Annotated in this window: 21 protein-coding genes; 8 read left to right on the top strand and 13 right to left on the bottom strand. The window is 69.5% G+C overall.

Going from position 1 to position 21,922, the window contains the following annotated elements; genetic code table 11:
- The first annotated feature begins 85 nt into the window (after positions 1 to 85).
- The gene (locus CLV67_RS00590) at positions 86 to 1,819 is read left to right on the top strand and encodes a substrate-binding domain-containing protein (RefSeq protein WP_106315150.1); all 1,734 of its coding nucleotides are present in this window, start codon (positions 86 to 88) and stop codon (positions 1,817 to 1,819) included.
- Between the two features lie 137 nt (positions 1,820 to 1,956).
- Here CLV67_RS00590 and CLV67_RS00585 read toward each other — a convergent pair whose 3' ends face one another.
- Positions 1,957 to 3,060, bottom strand: coding sequence for an ROK family protein (locus CLV67_RS00585; protein ID WP_373873136.1), 1,104 nt, complete (start codon positions 3,058 to 3,060; stop codon positions 1,957 to 1,959).
- A gap of 131 nt (positions 3,061 to 3,191) precedes the next feature.
- Between CLV67_RS00585 and xylA the strand changes: the two genes are divergently transcribed.
- The 4 genes from xylA to CLV67_RS00565 all read left to right on the top strand — a co-directional run bounded on the left by xylA (position 3,192) and on the right by CLV67_RS00565 (position 8,847).
- Positions 3,192 to 4,379, top strand: a complete 1,188-nt coding sequence (gene xylA / locus CLV67_RS00580; RefSeq protein ID WP_106315148.1) for a xylose isomerase — start codon at positions 3,192 to 3,194, stop codon at positions 4,377 to 4,379.
- Positions 4,380 to 4,381: 2 nt separating this feature from the next.
- Positions 4,382 to 5,761 (top strand): xylulokinase, encoded by a 1,380-nt coding sequence (xylB, locus tag CLV67_RS00575; protein ID WP_106315147.1) that lies wholly within the window; start codon positions 4,382 to 4,384, stop codon positions 5,759 to 5,761.
- 207 nt (positions 5,762 to 5,968) lie between these two features.
- Positions 5,969 to 7,399, top strand: a complete 1,431-nt coding sequence (locus CLV67_RS00570) for a pectinesterase family protein (protein ID WP_106315146.1) — start codon at positions 5,969 to 5,971, stop codon at positions 7,397 to 7,399.
- A 2-nt stretch (positions 7,400 to 7,401) separates the two neighbouring features.
- A complete protein-coding gene (locus tag CLV67_RS00565) occupies positions 7,402 to 8,847 on the top strand; it encodes an RICIN domain-containing protein (RefSeq protein ID WP_170153709.1) in 1,446 nt (481 codons plus the stop codon).
- Positions 8,848 to 8,850: 3 nt separating this feature from the next.
- Here CLV67_RS00565 and CLV67_RS00560 read toward each other — a convergent pair whose 3' ends face one another.
- Positions 8,851 to 9,972 (bottom strand): glycosyltransferase, encoded by a 1,122-nt coding sequence (locus tag CLV67_RS00560; protein WP_106315695.1) that lies wholly within the window; start codon positions 9,970 to 9,972, stop codon positions 8,851 to 8,853.
- A 123-nt stretch (positions 9,973 to 10,095) separates the two neighbouring features.
- On the opposite strand from CLV67_RS00560, the gene CLV67_RS00555 reads away from it, so the two are divergent.
- Positions 10,096 to 11,574, top strand: coding sequence for an MFS transporter (locus CLV67_RS00555; RefSeq protein ID WP_106315144.1), 1,479 nt, complete (start codon positions 10,096 to 10,098; stop codon positions 11,572 to 11,574).
- Here CLV67_RS00555 and CLV67_RS00550 read toward each other — a convergent pair.
- The 7 genes from CLV67_RS00550 to CLV67_RS00525 all read right to left on the bottom strand — a co-directional run bounded on the left by CLV67_RS00550 (position 11,482) and on the right by CLV67_RS00525 (position 16,747).
- The gene (locus CLV67_RS00550; protein ID WP_106315143.1) at positions 11,482 to 13,089 is read right to left on the bottom strand and encodes a glycoside hydrolase family 13 protein; all 1,608 of its coding nucleotides are present in this window, start codon (positions 13,087 to 13,089) and stop codon (positions 11,482 to 11,484) included. The two genes, CLV67_RS00555 and CLV67_RS00550, sit on opposite strands and share 93 nt — an antisense overlap.
- 27 nt (positions 13,090 to 13,116) lie before the next feature.
- Positions 13,117 to 13,812: an HD domain-containing protein gene (locus CLV67_RS00545; RefSeq protein WP_239166164.1), complete on the bottom strand. Its 696-nt coding sequence runs from the start codon at positions 13,810 to 13,812 to the stop codon at positions 13,117 to 13,119.
- Between the two features lie 66 nt (positions 13,813 to 13,878).
- Positions 13,879 to 14,832, bottom strand: coding sequence for an MHYT domain-containing protein (locus CLV67_RS00540; protein ID WP_106315141.1), 954 nt, complete (start codon positions 14,830 to 14,832; stop codon positions 13,879 to 13,881).
- Positions 14,833 to 14,986: 154 nt separating this feature from the next.
- A complete protein-coding gene (locus CLV67_RS51635) occupies positions 14,987 to 15,130 on the bottom strand; it encodes a GPGG-motif small membrane protein (RefSeq protein WP_170153708.1) in 144 nt (47 codons plus the stop codon).
- A gap of 42 nt (positions 15,131 to 15,172) precedes the next feature.
- Complete coding sequence (locus CLV67_RS00535; RefSeq protein WP_106315140.1) at positions 15,173 to 15,916, bottom strand: metallophosphoesterase family protein; 744 nt, start codon at positions 15,914 to 15,916, stop codon at positions 15,173 to 15,175.
- The gene (locus CLV67_RS00530) at positions 15,913 to 16,161 is read right to left on the bottom strand and encodes a BON domain-containing protein (protein ID WP_106315139.1); all 249 of its coding nucleotides are present in this window, start codon (positions 16,159 to 16,161) and stop codon (positions 15,913 to 15,915) included. Before CLV67_RS00530 ends, CLV67_RS00535 begins: the two co-directional genes overlap by 4 nt.
- Before the next feature lies 1 nt (position 16,162).
- Positions 16,163 to 16,747 (bottom strand): nucleotidyltransferase, encoded by a 585-nt coding sequence (locus tag CLV67_RS00525; protein ID WP_106315694.1) that lies wholly within the window; start codon positions 16,745 to 16,747, stop codon positions 16,163 to 16,165.
- A 197-nt stretch (positions 16,748 to 16,944) separates the two neighbouring features.
- On the opposite strand from CLV67_RS00525, the gene CLV67_RS00520 reads away from it, so the two are divergent.
- Positions 16,945 to 17,538 (top strand): dTMP kinase, encoded by a 594-nt coding sequence (locus CLV67_RS00520; protein ID WP_106315693.1) that lies wholly within the window; start codon positions 16,945 to 16,947, stop codon positions 17,536 to 17,538.
- Here the strand turns inward: CLV67_RS00520 and CLV67_RS00515 are convergent.
- Positions 17,529 to 18,218: an SDR family NAD(P)-dependent oxidoreductase gene (locus CLV67_RS00515; RefSeq protein ID WP_373873133.1), complete on the bottom strand. Its 690-nt coding sequence runs from the start codon at positions 18,216 to 18,218 to the stop codon at positions 17,529 to 17,531. The genes CLV67_RS00520 and CLV67_RS00515 overlap by 10 nt on opposite strands.
- A 527-nt stretch (positions 18,219 to 18,745) precedes the next feature.
- Between CLV67_RS00515 and CLV67_RS00510 the strand changes: the two genes are divergently transcribed.
- Complete coding sequence (locus CLV67_RS00510; protein ID WP_106315138.1) at positions 18,746 to 19,747, top strand: sigma-70 family RNA polymerase sigma factor; 1,002 nt, start codon at positions 18,746 to 18,748, stop codon at positions 19,745 to 19,747.
- 73 nt (positions 19,748 to 19,820) lie between these two features.
- On the opposite strand, the gene CLV67_RS00505 is transcribed toward CLV67_RS00510, so the two are convergent.
- The 3 genes from CLV67_RS00505 to CLV67_RS00495 form a co-directional block, all read right to left on the bottom strand.
- On the bottom strand, positions 19,821 to 20,783 hold the full coding sequence (locus tag CLV67_RS00505) for a C40 family peptidase (RefSeq protein ID WP_239166165.1): 963 nt from the start codon (positions 20,781 to 20,783) through the stop codon (positions 19,821 to 19,823).
- A gap of 338 nt (positions 20,784 to 21,121) precedes the next feature.
- A complete protein-coding gene (locus tag CLV67_RS00500) occupies positions 21,122 to 21,439 on the bottom strand; it encodes a DUF3817 domain-containing protein (RefSeq protein ID WP_106315137.1) in 318 nt (105 codons plus the stop codon).
- 26 nt (positions 21,440 to 21,465) lie between these two features.
- Positions 21,466 to 21,894, bottom strand: a complete 429-nt coding sequence (locus CLV67_RS00495) for a hypothetical protein (RefSeq protein ID WP_106315136.1) — start codon at positions 21,892 to 21,894, stop codon at positions 21,466 to 21,468.
- Between the last annotated feature and the right edge of the window lie 28 nt (positions 21,895 to 21,922).

Here is a 21,922-nt window from a genome sequence, read left to right as displayed (position 1 = left end):
TTCGGACATGCGCACTATAGATCGCGTGTCTGGCCGCCATCGTAGAAACTTCAACTCAAAGGGAGCGGGCGTCGTCGGAGGTGCGATGGCGATAGTCGTCGTAATCGCTGGGACGTACCTGGGCTTTCAGCAGTTCGCCGACTCGTCGTGTTCGGGGTCCGTGAAGCTGAACGTAGCCGCCGCTCCAGAGATCGTGCCCGCCGTCAAGGCGATCGCCGATCAGTGGACCAAGGCGGGTGCCGCCGTCAATGGCACCTGCGTCGCGGTCGACGTCACCGACGAGCTCCCCGCGACGATCGCCAGTGCCGTGAGTCGCGATCACTCGGTCGCCCTCATCGGCCTGCCACCGGCTCCCGAGTCCGTCCAGGCGCCCGACGTCTGGGTCCCGGACTCGTCGACCTGGCTGCTGCGCCTGCAGACCGAGGCCGCCGGCTTCCTGCCTCAGACGATCACGTCCGTCGCGCAGAGCCCGCTCGTGCTGGCCATGCCGGAGCCGATCGCCAAGCAGGCCTTCAACTGGCCGAAGGGCAAGGTCGGCTGGGCCAACCTGCTCGCGAACTTCTCCACCGACGAGCCCATGTCCGTCGGCATCATGGACCCGACGCAGGACGCGTCCGGCCTGACCAGCCTCCTGGCGCTCAGCCAGGCCTCCACCGCCGCGTCGGGCACCAACCCGATCGAGGGGCTGAAGGCCAAGTCGCGGGCCCTCACCGCGCTGGACACCAACAAGGCCGTGCTGCGTGAGGAACTGCTCGCCCGGTTCCCGAAGTCGGAGACCGATCTCTTCGGCCCGAACACGGTGAGCGCCGCGCCGCTGTCCGAGGAGGACGTGGTCGCCTACAACGCGGAGCGCCCGGCCATCCCGCTCAGCGCGATCTACCTGGAGCCGAGCCCGGCGCCGCTGGACTACCCGTACACGATCATGCCGCAGGTGGTCGACGCCCAGAAGGCGGACGCCGCCGAGGGCCTGCGCCTGCAGCTGCTCGCCCCGGCTGCTAAGAACGCGCTGGCCGCGGCCGGTCTCCGGGCTCCCGACGGCACCTACGGCGCCAACTTCCCGGCCCCGATGGGCGCGCCCCAGTCGTCCCCGGCCGTCACTCCGCCCGCCGCCACCAAGGCCCCGGACGGTAAGGCAGCCTCGGCCGCCCTCACCGGCGGTGACCTGAGCGCGGTGGTCGGTGGCTGGATCGCCACCACCAAGCCCGGTCAGGCGCTGACCGTCTTCGACACCTCCGGCTCGATGGCGGAGCCGGTGCCGACCGCCGGCGGCAAGAGCCGGGCGCAGGTGACCCAGCAGGCCGCGAGCGTGGGTCTCTCGCTGTTCAGCAACAAGTGGTCGGTCGGCGTGTGGCGGTTCTCCACCAACGAGAACGGCGCGAAGCCCTGGAAGCAGCTGGTCCCGATCACTTCGCTGGTGAAGGGCCGGGAGGAGCTCCAGGACTCGATCAACGACCTGGACCCGAAGGAGGGTGGCGGTACCGGTCTCTACGACACGGTCCTCGACGCCTACCTGCACGCGAAGAAGAACTACTCGCCGCAGAAGATCAACTCGGTCATCCTGTTCACCGACGGTAAGAACGAGAACGCCGACGGCATCACGGACGACAAGCTCGTGGCCGAGCTCAAGAAGGCGCAGGACCCGAAGAAGCCGATCCGCCTCGTGCTCATCGGCATCGGTGACAAGGTCAGCGTCGAGGAGCTGAAGATGATCCGGGACGCACTCCCGGGCAGCAACAGCGGTGTCTTCCTCGCGCCCGACCCCACGCTGATCACCAGCATCTTCGCGCAGGCCATCGGCTCGCGGACCGGCGTCATCTAGGCGCCACCGCAACACCAGGCACAAAAGCCGCGGCCGCCGTCTTCCCTCAGACGGCGGCCGCGGCTTCTTCGTCCCGGTGGCACGGGCACAACCCCGGCTTGGGTGTACGGGTGAAGCACGCCCGCCGAGCGGAAGACCTAGGCCGACCGCCGGAGCCAGGCCGCGGGGTCCTCGCGTACGCCCCGGATGATCGTGTCGGCCGCCCCACGCATCGCCGCGTCCGGCCCGAGCGCCGCCGCGCGCAGCGTGACGGGCGCCAGGCCCGAGGTCAGCACCCGGGCGCGCAGTTCGGCCTCGATGCCCTCGCGCAGCGTGGCGAAGATCGGGGCGTATGCCCCGCCGAGCACGATGACCGGCACGTCCAGCAGGTTGACGACGGCGGACAGCGCGATGCCCAGGGCCGCGGCGGCCAGCGGCTCATCCACGGCCAGAGCCTCCTGTCCCGCGTACTGCTCGAGGCAGCCCCGAGACCCGCAGCGGCACGGCCGCCCGTCGGGATAGACCGTGACGTGGCCGATCTCGCCGCTCCAGCCGCGCACCCCGCGGTAGAGCTCGCCGTCGATGACCAGCCCCGCACCGATGCCGATCTCGCCGGACACGTAGAGGAACGAGTTGCCCGACGGCCCCGCGTCTGTGGGGCCGGGGCTCCGGTCCCGATCGTTCGACAGCCCGCCGGTCACCCGCAGCTCGCCGAGGGCCGCCAGGTTGGCCTCGTTGTCGACGGTCACCGGCAGGTCGGCCAGCTCGGGGACGGCACGCAGCGCGGCCACCGCGTCGACGTCCTGCCAGGCCAGGTTCGGTGCGACCCGGACCAGGCCGCCGGCGACCAGGCCGGGCACGGCCAGCGCGGCCCCGGCGACGACGAGCCCGTCGGCCTCGGCCGCGAGCCGGGCGGCCGCGGCGAGACGGCCGAGCGCCGCGAGAGCCTGTGCCGGGTCGGCCGGGCGCTGGTCGGCGTGTTCGACGTGGCGGTGGCGTACCGCGCCGGTCAGGTCGACCACACAGGCGGCCAGATAGTCGACGTTGATCTCCAGCCCGAGCCCTGCCGGGCCGGTGGAGGTGAGCGCGAGCCCGACCGCCGGGCGCCCGGCGCCGGTCCGCGGGGGTGGGTCGACCTCGATCAGCAGGCCGCCCGCCACTAGGTCGTCGACAAGGGCGGAAACGGTCGCGCGGGTGAGTCCGGTGGCCCCGGCGACCGCCGCCCGTGATGGCGGAGATGTGCTGTTTGCCACGGTGTGCAGTACGAGCGCGAGATTATGAGCCCGCACGCTTGCCTGCCGCACCGGAGTCGTGGAAGGGCTCAACACGCCCTTGACAGTGCCATACGCCGGTCAAATAATTCAACCACTAAACAATTTCCGGGAGGTTACCCGTGTCCGTCCAGCCCACACGCGATGACAAGTTCTCCTTCGGCCTCTGGACCGTCGGCTGGCAGGCCCGCGACCCGTTCGGTGACGCCACCCGCCCGGCCCTCGACCCGGTCGAGGCCGTCCACAAGCTCGCCGAGATCGGCGCCTACGGCATCACGTTCCACGACGACGACCTCGTACCGTTCGGTGCCGACGCACAGACCCGGGACGGCATCATCGCCGGGTTCAAGAAGGCGCTCGACGAGACCGGCCTGATCGTGCCGATGGTCACCACCAACCTGTTCACCCACCCGGTGTTCAAGGACGGCGGCTTCACCAGCAACGACCGTTCGGTCCGCCGGTACGCGATCCGCAAGGTGCTGCGCCAGATGGACCTCGGCGCCGAGCTGGGCGCCAAGACCCTGGTGATCTGGGGCGGCCGCGAGGGTGCCGAGTACGACTCCGCCAAGGACGTGCAGGCCGCTCTCGACCGCTACCGGGAGGCCCTCAACCTGCTCGCGCAGTACTCCGAGGACCGCGGCTACGGCTTCCGCTTCGCGATCGAGCCCAAGCCCAACGAGCCCCGCGGCGACATCCTGCTCCCGACCGCCGGCCACGCCATCGCGTTCACGCAGGAGCTCGACCGGCCGGAGCTGTTCGGCATCAACCCCGAGGTCGGCCACGAGCAGATGGCCGGGCTCAACTTCACCCAGGGCATCGCCCAGGCGCTGTGGCACGGCAAGCTCTTCCACATCGACCTGAACGGCCAGCACGGCCCCAAGTACGACCAGGACCTGGTCTTCGGCCACGGCGACCTGCTCAGCGCGTTCTCGCTGGTCGACCTGCTCGAGCACGGTGGCGTCGAAGGCGCCCCGGCCTACGAGGGTCCGCGCCACTTCGACTACAAGCCGTCGCGCACCGAGGACTTCACCGGCGTCTGGGAGTCGGCGAAGGCCAACATCCGGATGTACCTGCTGCTCAAGGAGCGGGCCAAGGCGTTCCGGGCGGACCCCGAGGTGCAGGAGGCGCTGGCCGCGGCCAAGGTCGCCGAGCTCGGCAAGCCGACCCTCAACCCGGGCGAGACCTACACCGACCTGCTGGCCGACCGATCCGCGTTCGAGGACTACGACGCCGAAGCCGCCGGCGCGCAGGGCTACCACTTCGTGAAGCTCAACCAGCTCGCGATCGAGCACGTCCTCGGAGCCCGGTAACCGTGGCTCTCGTCGCCGGGATCGACAGCTCGACGCAGTCGTGCAAGGTCGTGATCCGTGACGCCGAGACCGGCAAGCTGGTCCGGCAGGGTCGTGCCTCGCATCCGGACGGCACCGAGGTGCACCCGGACGCGTGGTGGACCGCGCTGCGGCAGGCGATCGAGGAGGCCGGCGGCCTGGACGACGTGGCCGCCGCCTCGGTCGCCGGGCAGCAGCACGGCATGGTCGCGCTCGACGAGAACGGCGAGGTGGTCCGCCCGGCGCTGCTGTGGAACGACACACGCAGCGCCGGGGCGGCCGCCGACCTGATCGAGGAGCTCGGCGGTGGTGACAGGTGGGCGGACGCGGTCGGCATCGTGCCGGTCGCCAGCTTCACCCTGACCAAGCTGCGCTGGCTGGCCCGCAACGAGCCGGCCAACGCGGCGAAGGTGGCCGCGGTGTGCCTGCCGCACGACTGGCTGACCTGGAAGCTGTCCGGATCCACTTCCCTGAGTGATCTACGGACCGACCGCAGTGACGCCAGCGGCACGCTCTACTGGTCGGCGAAGACCAACGAGTACCGGCACGACCTGCTGGAACTCGGCTTCGGCCGCGACCTGATCGTTCCGGAGGTGCTGGGCCCCACCGGGATCGCCGGTCATCTGCGGAACGGCGCCCCGCTGGGTCCGGGCGCCGGGGACAACGCGGCGGCCGCTCTCGGCACCGGCGCGGCCCCCGGCGACGTGATCGTCTCGATCGGCACGTCCGGGACGGTCTTCGCCTCCTCGGAGGTGGCGCCGAACGACCCGACCGGGACGGTGGCCGGTTTCGCCGACACCACCGGACGGTTCCTGCCGATCGTGGTCACGCTCAACGCGGCCCGGGTGCTCGACGCGGCCGCCAGGCTGCTCGATGTCGATCACGACGAGTTGTCGCGGCTCGCCCTGTCGGCTACAGCCGGTGCCGACGGGCTGGTCCTGGTGCCCTATCTGGAGGGGGAGCGCACCCCGAACCGGCCGGACGCCACCGGCTCGATCCACGGGCTCACCCTGCGGACGTCGACCCCGGCACACCTGGCCCGGGCCTCCGTCGAGGGCATGCTGTGCGCGCTCGCCGACGGTCTGGACGCGCTGGTCGCGACCGGTGCCGAGGCGAACCGGATCGTCCTGGTCGGCGGCGGGGCGCGCAGCGAGGCGGTCCGCCGCATCGCGCCAGCGCTGTTCGGCAAGCCGGTTGTGGTCCCGCCGCCCGGCGAGTACGTGGCCGACGGCGCGGCCCGGCAGGCGGCGTGGGTCACGGCGGGCGGTGATCTCCCGCCGGTCTGGTCGGCGGAGACCCCGGCCGTGTACGAGGCGGACAGCGTCCCGCTGATCCGGGAGCAGTACGCCGCAGTCCGCGGCTGAAACCCCAGCTGGGCCGTATCGCTGTCGCAAGCACGCCGGGACAGCGGTACGGCCCAGCCATGAAGATCCACTTGCGCGGCGCCGACCGTACCCGCGAAATGTTTTGAAGTTTTTGTTGTCGCCCTGCCATCGCGGCATCTACGTGCACAGGAACACCGGCCGACATCCCCCTCGGCCGTCATCCCCAGCACGTTAGGAAGGACCGCAGTGGCAGAGAGAAAATCCCGGAAGCGGGTGTTGCTCGGTGTCGCGGCCGCATTGGTCGTGCCCACCGGTCTCATCGGGTACTCGATGATGCCGTCGAACGCGGCGACCGCCCCGGCCACCGGAATCGCGTACCAGCTGATCGTGAAGAAGAGCGGCAAGTGCATCGACGTGCCGTCGGCCTCGACCGCCAACAGCACGCTGCTCCAGCAGTGGGGTTGCACGGCCGATTCGACCTGGCAGCAGTTCAAGCTGGTCGCGTCGGGCAGCAACTTCCTGATCCAGAACGTCAACAGCGGCAAGTGCATCGACGTGCCGTCCGCGTCGGCGACGTCGGGTCAGCAGTTGCAGCAGTACACGTGTGTGGGTTCGCAGACCAACCAGCAGTGGAGGCTGGCGGCGTCGGGCACCGACACGTTCCAGATCATCAACGTCGGCAACGGCCTGTGCATCTCGGACCAGGGTGCCTCGACCGCGAACGGCGCGGCGATCATCCAGGAGACCTGCACCGCCAACTCGAACAAGCAGTGGTCGTTCACACCGGTCTCCGGCGGGACCACCGGCACGTTCACGGTCGCCGCAGACGGCACCGGCAAGTACCGGACCGTGCAGGCCGCGATCGACGCGGTGGCGGCGAACAACGCCGGCCGTCAGACGATCACCATCAAGCCGGGCACCTACCGGGAGATCGTGACGGTCCCGTCGAACAAGCCGTTCATCACGCTGAAGGGCGGCGGTGACACCAACGACGACGTGGTGATCGTCAACAACCACAGCTCGGCCGGCGGTTACGGCACCTCGGGTAGCGCCACACTCTTCGCCAACGGCAGGGAGTTCAACGCCGTCAACCTGACGATCTCGAACGACTACGGCGAAGGGTCGCAGGCGGTGGCCGCGAACCTGAACGCCGACCGGCTCGTCTTCGACAACGTCCGGTTCCTCGGCGCCCAGGACACCCTGCTGGTCAACAGTGGCCGGTCCTACGTCAAGGGCGGTTACGTCGAGGGCACCGTCGACTTCGTCTTCGGCGGCGGCACGGCTGTCTTCAACGGCACCAAGGTGTACGAGAAGCGGTCCACCGGCGGCCCGATCACGGCGGCCAAGACGGACGCGGCCAACCCGTACGGCTTCCTCTTCTACAAGTGCACGATCACCGGCGCGACGAACAACACCACGCAGCTCGGCCGCCCGTGGGGCCCGTCCGCGCAGGTGCTGTTCCGTGAGTCCAGCCTGAGCGCCACCATGAGGACCGCCCAGCCCTGGACCGACATGAGCGGGAACACCTGGCAGAACGCTCGGTTCCTGGAGTACCGGAACACCGGTTCCGGCGCGACGACGAACAGCAACCGGCCGCAGCTGAGTGACTCGCAGGCCGCCAGCTACACCCCGCAGAAGTACCTCGCGGGCACCGACAACTGGAACCCGGTGGGTTGATCATGAAGAAGAAGAGCGCCATCCTGGCTGCGATCGTCCTCGCGGTCCCGGCCGGTCTCATCGGGTACTCGATGTTGCCGTCGAACGCCGCGACCGCCCCGACGGCCGGCACCACGTACCAGCTGATCGTGAAGAAGAGCGGCAAGTGCATCGACGTGCCGTCCGCCTCGAAGGACAACAGCGTCCTGCTCCAGCAGTGGGGCTGCACCGCGAACTCGACGTGGCAGCAGTTCAAGCTGGTCGCCGCGGGCAGCAACTTCCTGCTCCAGAACGTCAACAGCGGCAAGTGCATCGACGTGCCGTCCGCCTCGGCCACCTCGGGTCAGCGGCTGCAGCAGTACACGTGCGTGAGCTCGCAGACCAACCAGCAGTGGAGGGTCGCGGCGTCCGGCACCGACACGTTCCAGATCATCAACGCCGGTAACGGCCTGTGTATCTCGGACGAGGGCGCGTCGACCGCGAACGGCGCGGCGATCATCCAGGAGACCTGCAGCGCCAACTCGAACAAGCAGTGGTCGTTCACCCCGGTGTCCGGCGGCGGCTCGGATCGGACCTGGCCGTCCACTCCCGACGGCTTTGCCTCCACCGGCGGCGGCACCACGGGCGGCGCGGCCGGCACGACCGTCACCGTGACGAACCTGGCCGACCTGACCAAGTACGTCACGGCGACCGAGCCGTACGTGATCAAGGTGGGCGGTCCCATCACGATCACCCCGAAGGGCACCGAGCTCAAGGTCAAGTCGAACAAGACCATCGTGGGCGTCGGCACCAAGGGCGAGATCGTCGGCGGTGGCTTCTTCCTCGGCACCGGCGTCAAGAACGTCATCATCCGGAACCTGACCATCCGCGACACGCAGATGACCGACGACGACCCGGACGACAAGACGTACGACTACGACGGCATCCAGATGGACACCGCCGACCACATCTGGATCGACCACAACAGGATCACCCGGATGAACGACGGCATGATCGACAGCCGTAAGGACACCACGTACCTCACGGTGTCCTGGAACGTCCTGGAGACCGGCAACAAGGCGTTCGGCATCGGCTGGACCGAGAACGTGACCGCGCGCATGACGATCCACCACAACTGGATCAAGGGCACGAACCAGCGGAACCCCAGCACGGACAACGTCGCCTACGCGCATCTCTACAACAACCACCTGCAGAACATCACGTCGTACGGCAACCTGTCGCGCGGCGGCACGAAGATGGTTCTGGAGAACAGCTACTTCGACAACGTCGCGAACCCGTACTACAACGACACGTCGGCCGCCCAGCTCAAGCAGAGCGGCAGCATCGTCAAGAACTCGTCGGGCAAGCAGCAGACCAACGGCTCGGCCTTCGACCCGAGGAGCTTCTACTCGTACACCCTGGACGCGGCCGCCGACGTCCCCGCGCTGCTGGCGAAGTACGCCGGTCCGCAGGCCAACATCGGCAACTGATCATCACCGGGGGGTGAGGAAACGGCGGCGCCGCCTCGCGGTGGCGCCGCCGTTCGCGTGCGCGGTCAAGAATCCCTCGACCGCCCGCGACCAGGGGAACAACTCGGCCTGGCGGCGTGCCGCGGCACGCCTGTCGTCAACCGGCCGGGCCAGGACCTCCCGCACCGCGGCGGCGAACCCGGTCGCGTCCCCGGCGGCGGCCACCCCCGCGGCGCCGATCACCTCGGGGAGGGCGCTGCTCGTCCGTACCACCGCGGGGGTTCCGCTGGCGAGCGCCTCGAGCGCGGAGAGGCCGAACGTCTCGATCGGCCCGGGCGCCAGCACCACGTCGGCGGTGGCCAGCAGCGCACGCGGGTCGGGCACGTGCCCGAGAAACCGGGCCGGCAGGTCACGCCGTTCCGCCTCGGCCGAGAGATCGCCGCGCAACGGCCCGTCCCCGGCCACGACGAGTTCCGCGTCCAGCCCACCGGCACGCAGTTCGGCGAGCGTGTCCAGGGAGAGCCGCGGCTCCTTCTCCGCCGACAGTCGTCCGCAGTGCAACAGCATCACCCGATCCGGTCCGGCCACCCTTTCGCCGGGGTGGAAACGATCAAGATCAACTCCCAGCGGTACGCGCAGCGGCGCGGCCCCGAGACGCAGGAACTCCCGCTGCGCCCACCCGGTCGTGCACAGAACCGTGTCGAACGCCGCCACGGTCCGCGCGTTCAACCGGTCGGCAGTCCACGGCCCGAGCGACCTGCCCGGCACGAAGAGCCGCAGCAACCCGTCCAGGCTCTCGTGCGACACCATCATCGACGGCACGTCGTTCTCCCGGCCCCAGCGCCCGAGCCAGCGCAGCGTGCTCCGGTCGTGCACCTCGATCCGGTCCGGCCGCAACCCGCGCAGCGTCGCGCTCACGGCCCGCCGGTTGATCAGCACCCGATACCCACCGAGCCCCGGCACCACCGGCCCGGGCAGCGTGATCACCCGCCCGTACCCGGTCTCCTCCTCGCCGGCCTCCGCCCCCGGAACGATCAGCACCGTCTCGTGCCCGGCCGTCAGATAGCCCTTCCCGAGCTCGCGGAGCGCGGTGCGCAGCCCGCCGGACGTGGCATGGACGAAGTTGGCGACTCGCGCGATCAACACCTCCACAGATCACCCACGCGCGGGGTCCACCCGGCGAAGACCCGCTGACCACCCCTTGAACCCTGCGACAACAGGTCCACCCGGCCAGCGGGGAGCGACAGCCGGGGATAGCCTGCATCGGTGATGGGCAAGGGCGGGACGGCACACCGCGTCTACAGCGTGGTGGTCTTCGTCGTTCTCGCCGCCCTCGACAACATCGCGATCGGCATCGTCCCGCCGCTCTACGGCAGCATCGGCACCGAACTCCAGGTCACCGAGGCCCACATCGCGCTGGCCACCACGATCATGTTCCTGATCAGCGCGGTGGCCGCCATCGGCTTCGCCTACCTGGGCGACCGCACGAACCGCAAGCCGGTCCTGGTGGCCGGCACGGTGATCTGGGTGGCCGGCACCGCATGGTCCGGCCTGGCCGGTGACTACGGGCAGTTCCTGGCCGGGCAGGTGCTCGCCGCGTTCGGGCTCGGCGGCGTCGCGTCGGTGAGCTTCTCAGTGGTCAGCGACCTGATCTCGCCGCGGCGCAGGGGCCTGGTGATGAGCTTCTGGGGACTGTCCCAGGGCGTGGGCACGCTGGCCGGCACGCTGGTCGGCGGCATCCTGGGCCACGAGGACTGGCGGCAGCCGTTCCTGGTGACCGCGGTGGCGGGCGTGCTGGCGACGCTGGCCTACCTGTTCACCTACGACGTGCCGCGCGGCGACAGCCAGCCGGAACTGGCCGGGATCGACTACGACGAGCGGATCCGCCACCAGGACCTGGCGGTCATCCTGAAACGGCGTACCAACGTGTGGCTGATCCTGCAGGGCGGCACCGCGCAGATCGCCTTCGGGTCGCTGGTGTGGCTGCCGGTGCTGTTCCGGGCGCGGGCCGAGGACCAGGGCTACACCACCGGCACGGCGGTGCTGATCGGCAGTGTCTTCGCCACCGTCTTCCAGCTCGGGGCGGGGCTGTCGATCCTCGGCGGGCTGGCCGGGGACCGGCTGCAGCGGCGCACCCCGCGCGGACGGGCGCTGGTGGCGTCGATCGGGATGCTGTCGGCCGTACCGTTCTATGTGGTGTTGTTCTTCGTCCCCATGAAGATCACGGTGCCGGACGGCTCCGGGACCGGGGCGGTGATCCGCGGGGTCCTGGCCAACGTGGTGACCGAGCCGACCGTCGGGATCTGCCTGGTCGTGGCCGTGTTCGCGCTGATGCTGACCTCGGCGAACTCACCGAACTGGTTCGCCATGATCTCCGACGTGAACCCGCCGCAGCATCGCGGCACCGTCTACAGCCTCGGCAACCTGGTCAACGGCGCCGGCCGGGCCGGAGGCAACGTGCTGGTGGCGGTCGCTTTCCGGAGCCTGGCCGGCGCCTTCCCGCCACCACTGAACTACGCGGTCGGGCTCGCCGCGTTCCAGGTCTTCTTCATCCCGACCGGGATCATGTACTGGCTGGCCAGCAGGACGGTGGCGGCGGACATGGCCGATACGCACGCCGCCCTGCTGGCCGTTGCCGCAGAACACCAGACGGCCTCAGAACACCACCCAGACCGTGACGTCGGTGGGGACCCGTCCGTCCGCGTCGAGGGGCTCGCTGCTCAGCAGGAGCCGGGCGCCGGGCGGTAGCGCCACCGGCTCGGCGCCGAAGTTGGTCACCACCGTCACGTCGCCGTTGCGGAACGCCAGCGCGCCCTCGTCGCTCGCCAGCCAGACCAGCTCACCGGAACCCAGCTCGTGCTCGCGCCGGGTGGCCAGCGCCGACCGGTACAGCTCCCAGGTGGAACCGGGCACGTCCACCTGGCGGTCCAGCGCGTACTCCGCCCAGATCGCCGGTTGTGGCAGCCAGCTCGCGTCGGTCGGCCCGAACCCGAAGGACGGCGCGTCGGCCTCCCACGGGATCGGGACCCGGCAGCCGTCACGGCCCCGCTCGGTGTGCCCCGACCGCTCCCAGGCCGGGTCCTGCCGGAACTCGTCAGGCAGCGTCGTGTGCTCCGGCAGCCCCAGCTCCTCGCCCTGGTAGAGGTAGGCCGACCCGGGCAGCGCCAGCATCAGCAGGGTCGCCGCACGGGCCCGTCGCAGGCCCAGGCCGGTGTCCGGCTGCGGGTCGTCGGCGCCGATGCCCGGCCGGCGGCCCTCACCGGGCGGGAACCCGAGCCGCGAGGCGTGCCTGACCACGTCGTGGTTGGAGAGCACCCAGGTGGTGGTGGCGCCGACCGCGTCGTTGGCGGCCAGCGACGTGTCGACGATCTCCCGCAGCTCGGCCGGTGACCAGGGCGCCTCCAGGTACGGGAAGTTGAACGCCTGGTGCATCTCGTCCGGCCGCACGTAACGGGCCAGCCGTTCCTCCGGCTGCACCCAGGCCTCGGCGACCAGGATGCGGCCGCCCGGGTACTCGTCCAGCACCGCCCGCCACTGCCGGTAGATCTCGTGCACGCCCTCCTGGTCCCACATGGGTGGCGGCGGCCCGACCGGGTCCAGGCCGCCCAGGATCACCGACGGCGCCGTCCAGTCGGTGAGTTCGGCGTCCTTGATCAGACCGTGCGCCACGTCCACCCGGAACCCGTCGACGCCCCGGTCCAGCCAGAACCGCAGGATGTCGAGAAACTCGGCCCGCACCTCGGGGTGGTCCCAGTTGAGGTCGGGCTGGGAGACGTCGAACAGGTGCAGGTACCACTGCCCGTCCGGCAGCCGATGCCAGGCCGGCCCGCCGAACACGCTCTGCCATGAGTTGGGCGGCTCGTCGCCGTCACGGAAGATGTACCGCTCCCGCTCGGGACTGCCGGGGCCGGCCTCGACCGCGGCCCGGAACCACGCGTGCTCGCTGGACGTGTGGTTGGGGACCAGGTCCACGATGACCTTCAGGCCCAGGTCGTGGGCCGTGGCGATCAGCTTGTCGGCGTCGCCGAGCGATCCGAACCGCGGGTCGACGCCACGGTAGTCGGCGACGTCGTATCCGGCGTCGTGCTGCGGGCTCGGGTAGAAGGGCGACAGCCAGACCGCGTCGACACCGAGCCGCCGCAGCTGCGGCAGCCGGGCCGTGATGCCGGGCAGGTCGCCCATGCCGTCGCCGTCCGCGTCGGCGAACGATCGTGGGTAGATCTGGTAGATGACCGCATCGCGCCACCAGGCGTCAGTAGGCATGGCCCCACGGTAGTTCGGCGTCCGGGGTCAATCGTCGAGGATGGCGGCGAATCGCTCCTCGGCGAGATCGAGCTGGTCCAGGATGTGCTCCTTGGCCTGCGTGGACAGCGGGGTGTCCGGACGGCCGACCAGTTCCCGCAGTGTGGGCACCAGCGGCCGGTACTTGCGGGCCGACGAGTACGCCTTGTCGAGCGTCGTGTGGATCACGCCGACCCCGTTGTCGGTGAAGTCGGAGATCTTGATGATCCGCGCCCACGGGTCGCGTTCCAGGTTCTCCGCGACGTGCATCCGATACTGCTCGTGCTTGTCGCGGGCCGGGTCGTACTCCGGGTTGGTGACCGACCGGACCAGCTCGGCCACCCTCGGGTTGAACCGCCGGGACAGCTCGGCCAGGGCCGCCTCGGTCGCCTCCGTGTACGACGAGTCCGGCTCCACCCCGCCCAGCTCGGCCGGATGGTCCTCGACCGCGTCGTGCAGCAGCGCCGCCACGAGCACGTCGATGTCGCGTACCCCGTAGTAGCGGATGATCCGGATCGCGACCCGGAGCAGATGGTTGAGGTACGGCTCGCGAACCCGGCGGTCGGTGGCGTGCAGACGGGAGGCGAGGTCGAGAGCCTCGACGAGCTGTTTGCGCTCGTCGGGGGCGAACGACTCCAGTTCGAGGGCGAACCGGTCACGCAGGCCGGCCTCGCCGTACACCTCGGTGATGGCGTGCAGTGGCATCGAGAGCAGCATCCTTGGCGCCATGTCGATCAGGTATACCGGATCCGGGGCGGGGATGGGTTTCGATCAGCCGCCGGATGTCGCCGGTGGCACGGCCTGCGCGGGCGGGGGTGACGGCCGGGGCGAGGGACGTGGCCCGGGAGAGGGACGTCCCGCAGCGGCCCGTCCCGCGGCCACCGCCCGGGCGGCGGGGGTGAGCCGCATGGCGCCCATCGACGCCGGCTTCAGTACCCAGGGCTGGGGATTCTCCGCGTGCACGCCCCGTTTCGGGTTGCCGGCCCCGTCGGTGAACTCCTCCTCGGTCATCGCCTGCAGGGCGCTCAGCGCCACCCCCACGATGGTGGCCGTGGTGATCAGGAGGATCGGTACGAGCATGGTGAGCGGCCGGATGCCGCCCGGCGGTTCCACGATCGGATTCAGCTCGATCGACATGGCCGCCATGCCGGTGTAGTGCATCCCGCAGACCGCCACCGCCATCACCGCCGCCGCGCCGGTCACCTTGGCCAGGCCGCGCACCGAGATGGCGAACCAGAGCGCGATCGTGCTGGCGGCGATGGCGATCAGGCCGGACGCGACGACCAGCAGAGGGGAGTAGCGGATGGTCGCCGAGATGCGGATGCCCTCCATCCCGGTGTAGTGCATGGCGATGACGCCGCTGCCGGTGAGCAGACCGGCCGCCATCGTCTTGCCGACGCTGCGCTCACCGTGCCCGACCACCAGCAGGCCGACGCCCACGGTCACCACCGCGAAGGCCAGGCTCAGCAGGGTCATGGCCAGGTCGTACCGGACAGGGCTGACCGGTACGTCGAAGCCGAGCATCGCGGAGAAGTGCATCAGCCAGATGCCGCCACCGCCGATCGAGAACGCGGCGATCGCGAGCCAGCGGTTGCGCCGGCCGCGGTTGTGCGCGTCCCGCGCGCGGGCGGTGCAGAGGAGTCCGAGAAGGGAGCCGAGGAATGCCAGCAGGTACGCGGCGATCGGGTTGTAGGCGCCGTACGTGAAGTGATGGACGTCAGCCACGCCGGGGATTGAGTCAGATATCAGCGGCCGAACATCGCACGGTGTGTGCGGCAGCGCACGAAAGAGAAGAACCGGAGTCACCGAGGCTGTGTCCGTTCCGGACCAAGCCGCGGCGACCCCGGTTCGTGGTCGCTTTACGGGTGGATAAGGGGGATCAGGTGAAGATGCTGACGCCGCCGGGACCGACCAGCAGGCCGACGATGATCAGCACAACACCCCAGAGAATCTGCCGCCGGAACAGGGCGAGTACACCGGCGACCACGAGGATTACGGCGAGAATCCAGAGCACTAGGTCCATGTCTTCTCAGTTACCCGGTGCCTCGAAATCGGAAACCTGGGTTCAGGCCGACACGAGTTCGGCGTCCACGGACTCGGAGAGCAACTGGTACACGTTGTACGCCTGCTTGATCACCGGGTGCGCGACGTTGCGTACCGGCACCCCACCGGGCGTACGGCCACGTTCCGATCCGTGGTGCGCGTGCCCGTGCAGCGCCAGGGCCGTCGGCGCCGAGTCGACCGCGTTGCCGAGCTGGTAGCAGCCCAGGAACGGGTAGATCTCCAGCGGCTCGCCGACCAGGGTGTCCGGCACGGGGGAGTAGTGGGTGAGGGCCACCAGCGCGTCGCACTCGACCGACCGCAGCGCCTCGCCCAGCCGCGCCGAGATGTCCTCGGTGACGCCGACGAAGTTCTTCATCTCGCGCTCACCGAAGTTGCTGGCACAGGCGCCGGCGAACCCACCGCCGAATCCCTTGGCGCCGGCGATGCCGAGCCGGTGCCCGCGGATCTCCAGCACCGTCGCCGAGCACTCCAGCACGGTGATCCCGGCGTCGGTGAGCACCTCGGTGACCTGTTGCTCCTGGTCGCTCTGGTGGTCGTGGTTGCCGAGCACCACCACGACCGGCACGGCCAGCCCGCCGAACTCGGTGGCGAAGCACTTCGCCTCCTCGACGGTGCCGTGCCGGGTCAGGTCGCCGGCGATGAGCAGCGCGTCGGCGCGGCCGGGCAGCTGCTCGAGGGCGGGCCGGTAGCGGCCCACCACGTCTTTGTCCACGTGGACGTCACCCACGGCGGCGATCCGGATCATGAAATCTCCTCCACCTCGCTCGGGGCCTGTGCCCGGGTGATGCCGATGTCACAGGTGATCTCGATCTCCGGGAAGTGGCCGGAGATCTGCCGGCAGATCTCGTCGCGGCGCTGCGCGCTCTCCACCTCCCCGCTGAGCACCACGATGTTCTCCCGGCGGTGCACGGTGATGCCCTGCTCGGCGATCCGGTCGTGCTCGGTGAGCAGGCGCTGGATCTCCGCCTCCAGATCGATCTGCTTCGTCATCTCATCCCCCAACCTTGAGTTCCCGCTCACCGGGGAAGGGCACGACGTCCAGCCGGTCCAGCAGCACCATGAACGCCTCGGCGTACGGCGAGGCGGTGGTCTCCCGGCGGACCCGTTCCCAGTCGATCTGCTCCCGCAGTGAGCGGGCGACCGGCAGCCCGGTCGCGAAGTCGCAGTAGTGCTGGCTGTAACTGAGCAGCTTGTGGACCATCAGCCGGGTCGCGGAGAGCACCGGCATGTAGATCGCCTCGACCGAGATCTGCTCGGTGTCGCGCAGCGTCTCCTCGTCGACCGGCGACTCGACCGGCCGGTAGATCAGGTCCGCCATCCGGCCCTCGTCGTAGACCTTGACCAGCCAGTCCTCCGGCGGCTGTTCGGTCTCGAATCCGACCGCGGCCAATTCCTGAAGGGCGCGGTCCTTGTCCTGTTCACGGATGAGGAAATCGACGTCATGATCGCTGGAGTAGCCACCGCGGGCGTAAACCGCGAAGCTCCCACCCAGCGCGAAGGGGATGTCCGCGCTCTTCAACGTCGAGGCGACCCGCTTCAAGGTGATGGCCAAGCCCTCGTCCACACGGTGTGGCATGCCGACCTCCTGTCCGGTGTCCGGTTCGTGAACGACTACCCGGAGTCGCGGCACCTTGAACCCTTGCGAACATTCTGGAGGACCTTCCGTGCCCGCCGGTGCAGAACGGAAGGTGCCGCCGGGGGCTACCGTCGTCAGGTATGGCTCTCCTCGCGCAGTCCGGCCCGGCCCCCGCCCCCTCCGGCGGGCCCCGCCGGATGCCGCGCACCATCGCCCTGGTCGGCATCGACGGTTCCGGCAAGACCACTCAGGCACGTGTCGTCGCGGCCGAGCTGGCCGCGGCAGGACACCCCGCCGTGTACCGGCAGAACGCCGGTGGGCGGCACTGGTTCGGACGGATCGCGGTGCTCGTCGGCCGTACCGACGCCGAGGATCTCTTCGGCCGCCGCGGCACCCTGGTCCTCGAGTCGATGCTCCGGTGGCTCGCGATCGCCCGGACCCAGCTGCGGCGCGTCGTGCACCGTGAGGTCGCGGTGATGGACCGGTATGCGGTCTGCCAGTTCGCGAGCCTGCGCGCGCACGGCGCCCGGCCGATGGCGGAGCGGTTCGCCCGCCTGGCCTACCGCCTGTTCCCGCGCCCGGACGTGACGTTCTTCCTCGCGGTCGACCCGGAGGTGGCACAGGAGCGGATCGAGCGGCGTGGCTACGACACCGAGACCATGGAGTACCTCCGGACAGCGGACGGCGCTTACCGCTCGCTGCCGGAGTACCCGGCGTTCGTGGTGATCGACGCCAACGGCACCCCGGAGCAGGTCACCAAGGCGATCCTGGCCGAGCTCGGTCAGGCCTGACCGTAAACCGGGATCTGGGCGCCGCTGGTCGGCGCCGAGGCGTCCGAGGCCAGGAAGAGCACCACCTCGGCGATCTCGGCCGGGCTCACCCAGCGGTCGTGATCGGCGTCCGGCATGGCGGTCCGGTTCGCCGGCGTGTCGATGACGCTGGGCAGAACCGTGTTGCAGCGCACGTTCCGCTTGCGGTACTCGACGTCGACCGCGGCCGCGAACGCGAGGACGGCGGCCTTGGCGGTCACATAACCGGCCGCGCCCGGGAACGGCGACACGGCGGCCCGGGAGGAGACGCAGACCACCGAACCCCCACCCCCTTCGATCAGGTACGGCAGAGCCGCCGCCGTGGTGAGGTAGGTGGGCCGCAGGTTCATGGTGAGCATCGCCTCGAAGTCGGCGACGGGGGTGTCGGCGATCAGGCCGGCTCCCGCGTACCCGCCGACCAGGTTGACCACCGTCCGCAGCGGCGCCTCCGGGTCGTCCGCGGCCACCCGGGCCGCCGCCCGGACGTCAGCCTCCACGGTCAGATCCGCGTCCACGGCGGCCGCGCCCGCGGGGAGCCGGTCGGCTGTCCCCGGCCGCACCGGGGCCACCACACGCCAGCCCGCAGCGAGGAACGCGCTGATGGTCGCGGGACCGAGCCCGCCTGTGCCGCCGGTCACCAGAGCCGTACGTGTCGAGATCATGGGAGCAGCTTGTCACACCGTCGTGGATGTGCTCTTCCTCACTTAACCGTCGCCACTGGTCGTCACCTGGGAATGTTCCGGGCTTGCCCAGCGTCACCCGTGCGGGCGAGTGAAGTGTGGCGCGGCGTGGCGCATTGTGACCGATGGTCCCGTTCGGTCTCCGGGCTCGCCGATCTTTCCCGGAGGCGTTTGTTTCAGGCTCCTCGAAGTCCGGCCGATGCTGCACATGAACCCCAGGAGCGCGGAACACGTACTCGGGGGTGACGAGTATCGCGTAGCTCAGGGTGATGCCCGTCGCTGTGACGATGAGAGGCCGATGGTGTTATGAAGCGCGTAGAGGGTATCCGATCGTCTGCACGACGATCGCGACGATGCCATATTCAGCTACCGCGCACTGGGCTCTCAGGTGACACCCAGGCATTCGTGACAACTTCGATCCACCAGCCGGAATCAGCGCGGCCAGCAATTTGTTGTGTAGATGTCAGCAACCGCAATGCACGAGCTGCGGACGTTACGGGAGAGGGCTGATGGACGCAGGTAATGCCCGTAACAGGGTTAGTGACGGCAATGAGGGGACCGTGGGCAACGTGGAGAAGAACACCGTGATGCGTACCGACCAGGTCGCCGAAGAGCGCGACCTCGTCGGAGTCTACCTGCACGAGATCTCCCGGACGCCGTTGTTGGACGCCGCGCGGGAGGTTGAGCTCTCCAAGGCAATCGAGGCGGGCCTCTACGCCGAGCACCTGCTCGAGACGGGCGAGGAGCGCCGCGGCGTCAGCCGGGAGGAACTGGAGCGTCTGGTCGCCGAGGGCCAGAAGGCGAAGGACCTGTTCATCCGGGCCAACCTTCGTCTGGTCGTGTCCATCGCACGCCGCTACGTGCGGTCCGGCATGCCGATGCTGGACCTGATCCAGGAGGGCAACACCGGCCTGGTCCGCGCGGTCGAGAAGTTCGACTACGAGCGCGGTTACAAGTTCTCCACCTATGCCACCTGGTGGGTGCGCCAGGCGATCAGCCGGGCCATCGCCCAGCAGGAGCGCACCGTCCGGCTCCCCGTCCACCTGGTCGAGGACGTCAACCGGATGCGTAACGTCACCCGGCAGCTGGTCCGCGAGCTGGGCGCCGACCCGGAGCCCGACCAGATCGCGGCCGCCCTCGGCGTGACCGTCGAGCGGGTCAACGAGCTCACCCGCTGGGCTCAGGACACCGTCTCGCTGGACACCCCGGTCGGTGACGACGGCGACACCAACCTCGGAGACCTGGTCGCCGACAGCGACGCGCCGAGCCCCGAGGAGATCGTGCTCAACGCGCTGGAGCGGCAGCGCATCGAGGGCCTGCTCAACCACCTGGACGACCGGTCGGCCGGCATCATGCGGGCGCGGTACGGCCTGGAGGATGGCCGCGAGCACTCCCTGACCGAGGTGGCGTCCCGCTTCTCGCTCAGCCGGGAGCGGATCCGTCAGCTGGAGATCCAGGCGCTCGGCCGGCTCCGCGAGCTGGCCCGGGCTGAGGGCCTCGCCGCCGCCTGACCAGCGGGTAACTGAAACGATCAAGGCCGGTGCCCCCTCTCGAGGGGGTACCGGCCTTTTCGCGTACGCGGTATTACTTGACCCGGCCGTAGCCGTTCGGGGTCATGATGGCGATCGTGCGATGGAGCACGTCCCGGCCGGCTGACGGGGCGTCGATGATCTTGCCGCCGCCCACATAGATCGCGACGTGCTGGTTGTTCCGGTAGAACACCAGGTCACCCGGCTGCAGATCGGCCTTGCTGATCCTTGCGGTGGCCCGGTACTGGGCGGCGGCGTTGTGCGGCAGGGACTTGCCCGCCTTCGCCCAGGCCGCCGAGGTCAGACCTGAGCAGTCGTACGAGTTCGGTCCCGCGTCGCCGAAGCCGTACGGCTTGCCGATCTGGTTGAACGCGAACGTGACCGCGGTGCCGGCCGATCCGGGGATGTCGGGGATCTTGCCGGTGTACGAGCCGGTGTCCTCGGTGGAGCTGCCATACGCGGCCTCGCGCATGTCGTACAGCTTCTCGAGGTCCGTCTCGATGCTCTTCTTGCGCTTCGCCAGCTCGCCGACCTGGGTGGTCTGCTTGTCCTGGGTCTGCTTGAGGGCCGCCTTGCGCTCGGCGAACGTCGTGGTGGTCTCGGTGAACGTCTTGATGTCCTGCTGGTTGGACTTGGCGATCTGGTCCAGCACCGCGAGGCGCTCCAGCATGGTGTCCGTGTCACCGCTCACCAGCACGGTCATCGCGCCGGTCCGGCCCTGCATGTAGCTGGTGGTGGCGATGGTCTGCACCTTGGCCGTGGCGGTCGCGAGCGCGTCCTGGGCCGGCTTGAGCGACGACTCCAGCTTGACGGCTTCGGCCTTGGTGTTCTTCAGGTCGAGGCGCAGCTTGTTGTAGTCCTCGGTCACGTCCTCGAGCTTTTCCGAGGCCGCGTCGATCTTCTTCTTGAGCTCGCTCGCGGACGGAGCCGCGTGCGCGGCCGTCGCTCCCGACGTCGTGATCACGAACGCCGTCAGCGCGACCACGAGCGCCCGGAACCGGGTTCGGGGGTGTGGCACTGGTCAGGGGCCTTTCTTCCGCTTGGCCGCCTACCGGGCCGGCGGAGGCTTCAGGGCTGGAAGAGAGGCCCTGTCCGCGGGTGTTCCGGTCCGGCTCGCGGCGGCCGGCGCCCCTGGGGGTGGGCACTCGATCGCCACGCGTGATTCGGCGGCGTTGGCCGGCGCCACCGGAGGGTTTGTGGCTGCGGACCGGACCAACCGCATTAACCTATCGGCGGAAGAAAAGAAATCAAGGCCTGGCCGAGTGATTTTCACCAATAGTCGGGCTTGCGGGAATAGTCCCGATAACGGGCTGTTATTTGTTCGCCGCTGAGCGTGAATTCGATGCGGCAAACGGACTATTCGCTCAGTGCCGGGGCGGGCTCCGGCACCCAGTGACGGGTCACGTGCCGCTCCGCCCAGAACGACAGGAATGGCACCGTGCCGGCCAGCATGACGAGGACCATCCGCTTGAACGGCCACGGCACGCGGCGTGACAGGTCGAAGGTGGCGATCAGGTAGACCATGTACAGGAATCCGTGGAAGAAGCCCACGGTCTCGACCAGGGTCGCATCCTTGGTCGGGCCGTATTTCAGCACCATGCCGAGGGTGAGGGCGAGCAGGACCATGCCGACGATCCAGGCGATGATCCGGTAGCGGGTGAGGGCTCCCTGCACGGCGGGTGACTCCTAGACTCTCTGCTTCATCTGACGGTGCGGCGGGCGTAATCGGCGGGACGCGCGCCGGGGTTGGCGGCGAGCCATGCCAGATAGTCGTTGTAGGCGTCCAGCTCCGGGTCGGGCGTCGCGCCGGCGGCGGACCGGACCGCGACGCGGACCGGCCGGCCCAGGGCGACCGGCGCGTCCGGCGGGGCCGGGGCGGACGGTGCGGGCTGCTCCGGCTCGGTCACCGGCTCACCGGCGGCCCGGCGGCGGGCCAGCTGGACCTCGCGCCACCAGATGAAGACGACGAAGCCGCCGAAGACCGGCCACTGGAACATGTAGCCCCAGCTGATCGAGTTGCCGTCCGCGGCACGGCTGAACTGCCACCAGCCCAGCACGAAACAGCCCGCGGTCAGCACCAGCGCCAGGAGATGCCGGCCCATCCACGCCGGAGTCCACAGCCCTTTCATGCCCCCGAGCGTACCGGCGGGTTTGACG

Source organism: Actinoplanes italicus, from assembly GCF_003001815.1.
Classification (GTDB): Bacteria; Actinomycetota; Actinomycetes; order Mycobacteriales; family Micromonosporaceae; genus Actinoplanes; species Actinoplanes italicus.
Note: the sequence above shows the minus strand (reverse complement) of the source record. Positions and strands in the feature narration are given on the sequence as shown.

Bases quoted from the DNA above. Each gene is read 5' to 3' on its own strand.
- CLV67_RS00590 (WP_106315150.1), top strand. From the start codon at position 86: ATGGCGATAGTCGTCGTAATCGCTGGGACGTACCTGGGCTTTCAGCAG.
- CLV67_RS00565 (WP_170153709.1), top strand. From the start codon at position 7,402: ATGAAGAAGAAGAGCGCCATCCTGGCTGCGATCGTCCTCGCGGTCCCG.
- CLV67_RS00555 (WP_106315144.1), top strand. From the start codon at position 10,096: ATGGGCAAGGGCGGGACGGCACACCGCGTCTACAGCGTGGTGGTCTTC.
- CLV67_RS00550 (WP_106315143.1), bottom strand. From the start codon at position 13,089: ATGCCTACTGACGCCTGGTGGCGCGATGCGGTCATCTACCAGATCTAC.
- CLV67_RS00545 (WP_239166164.1), bottom strand. From the start codon at position 13,812: ATGCCACTGCACGCCATCACCGAGGTGTACGGCGAGGCCGGCCTGCGT.
- CLV67_RS51635 (WP_170153708.1), bottom strand. From the start codon at position 15,130: ATGGACCTAGTGCTCTGGATTCTCGCCGTAATCCTCGTGGTCGCCGGT.
- CLV67_RS00535 (WP_106315140.1), bottom strand. From the start codon at position 15,916: ATGATCCGGATCGCCGCCGTGGGTGACGTCCACGTGGACAAAGACGTG.
- CLV67_RS00530 (WP_106315139.1), bottom strand. From the start codon at position 16,161: ATGACGAAGCAGATCGATCTGGAGGCGGAGATCCAGCGCCTGCTCACC.
- CLV67_RS00525 (WP_106315694.1), bottom strand. From the start codon at position 16,747: ATGCCACACCGTGTGGACGAGGGCTTGGCCATCACCTTGAAGCGGGTC.
- CLV67_RS00520 (WP_106315693.1), top strand. From the start codon at position 16,945: ATGCCGCGCACCATCGCCCTGGTCGGCATCGACGGTTCCGGCAAGACC.
- CLV67_RS00515 (WP_373873133.1), bottom strand. From the start codon at position 18,218: ATGATCTCGACACGTACGGCTCTGGTGACCGGCGGCACAGGCGGGCTC.
- CLV67_RS00510 (WP_106315138.1), top strand. From the start codon at position 18,746: ATGGACGCAGGTAATGCCCGTAACAGGGTTAGTGACGGCAATGAGGGG.
- CLV67_RS00495 (WP_106315136.1), bottom strand. From the start codon at position 21,894: ATGAAAGGGCTGTGGACTCCGGCGTGGATGGGCCGGCATCTCCTGGCG.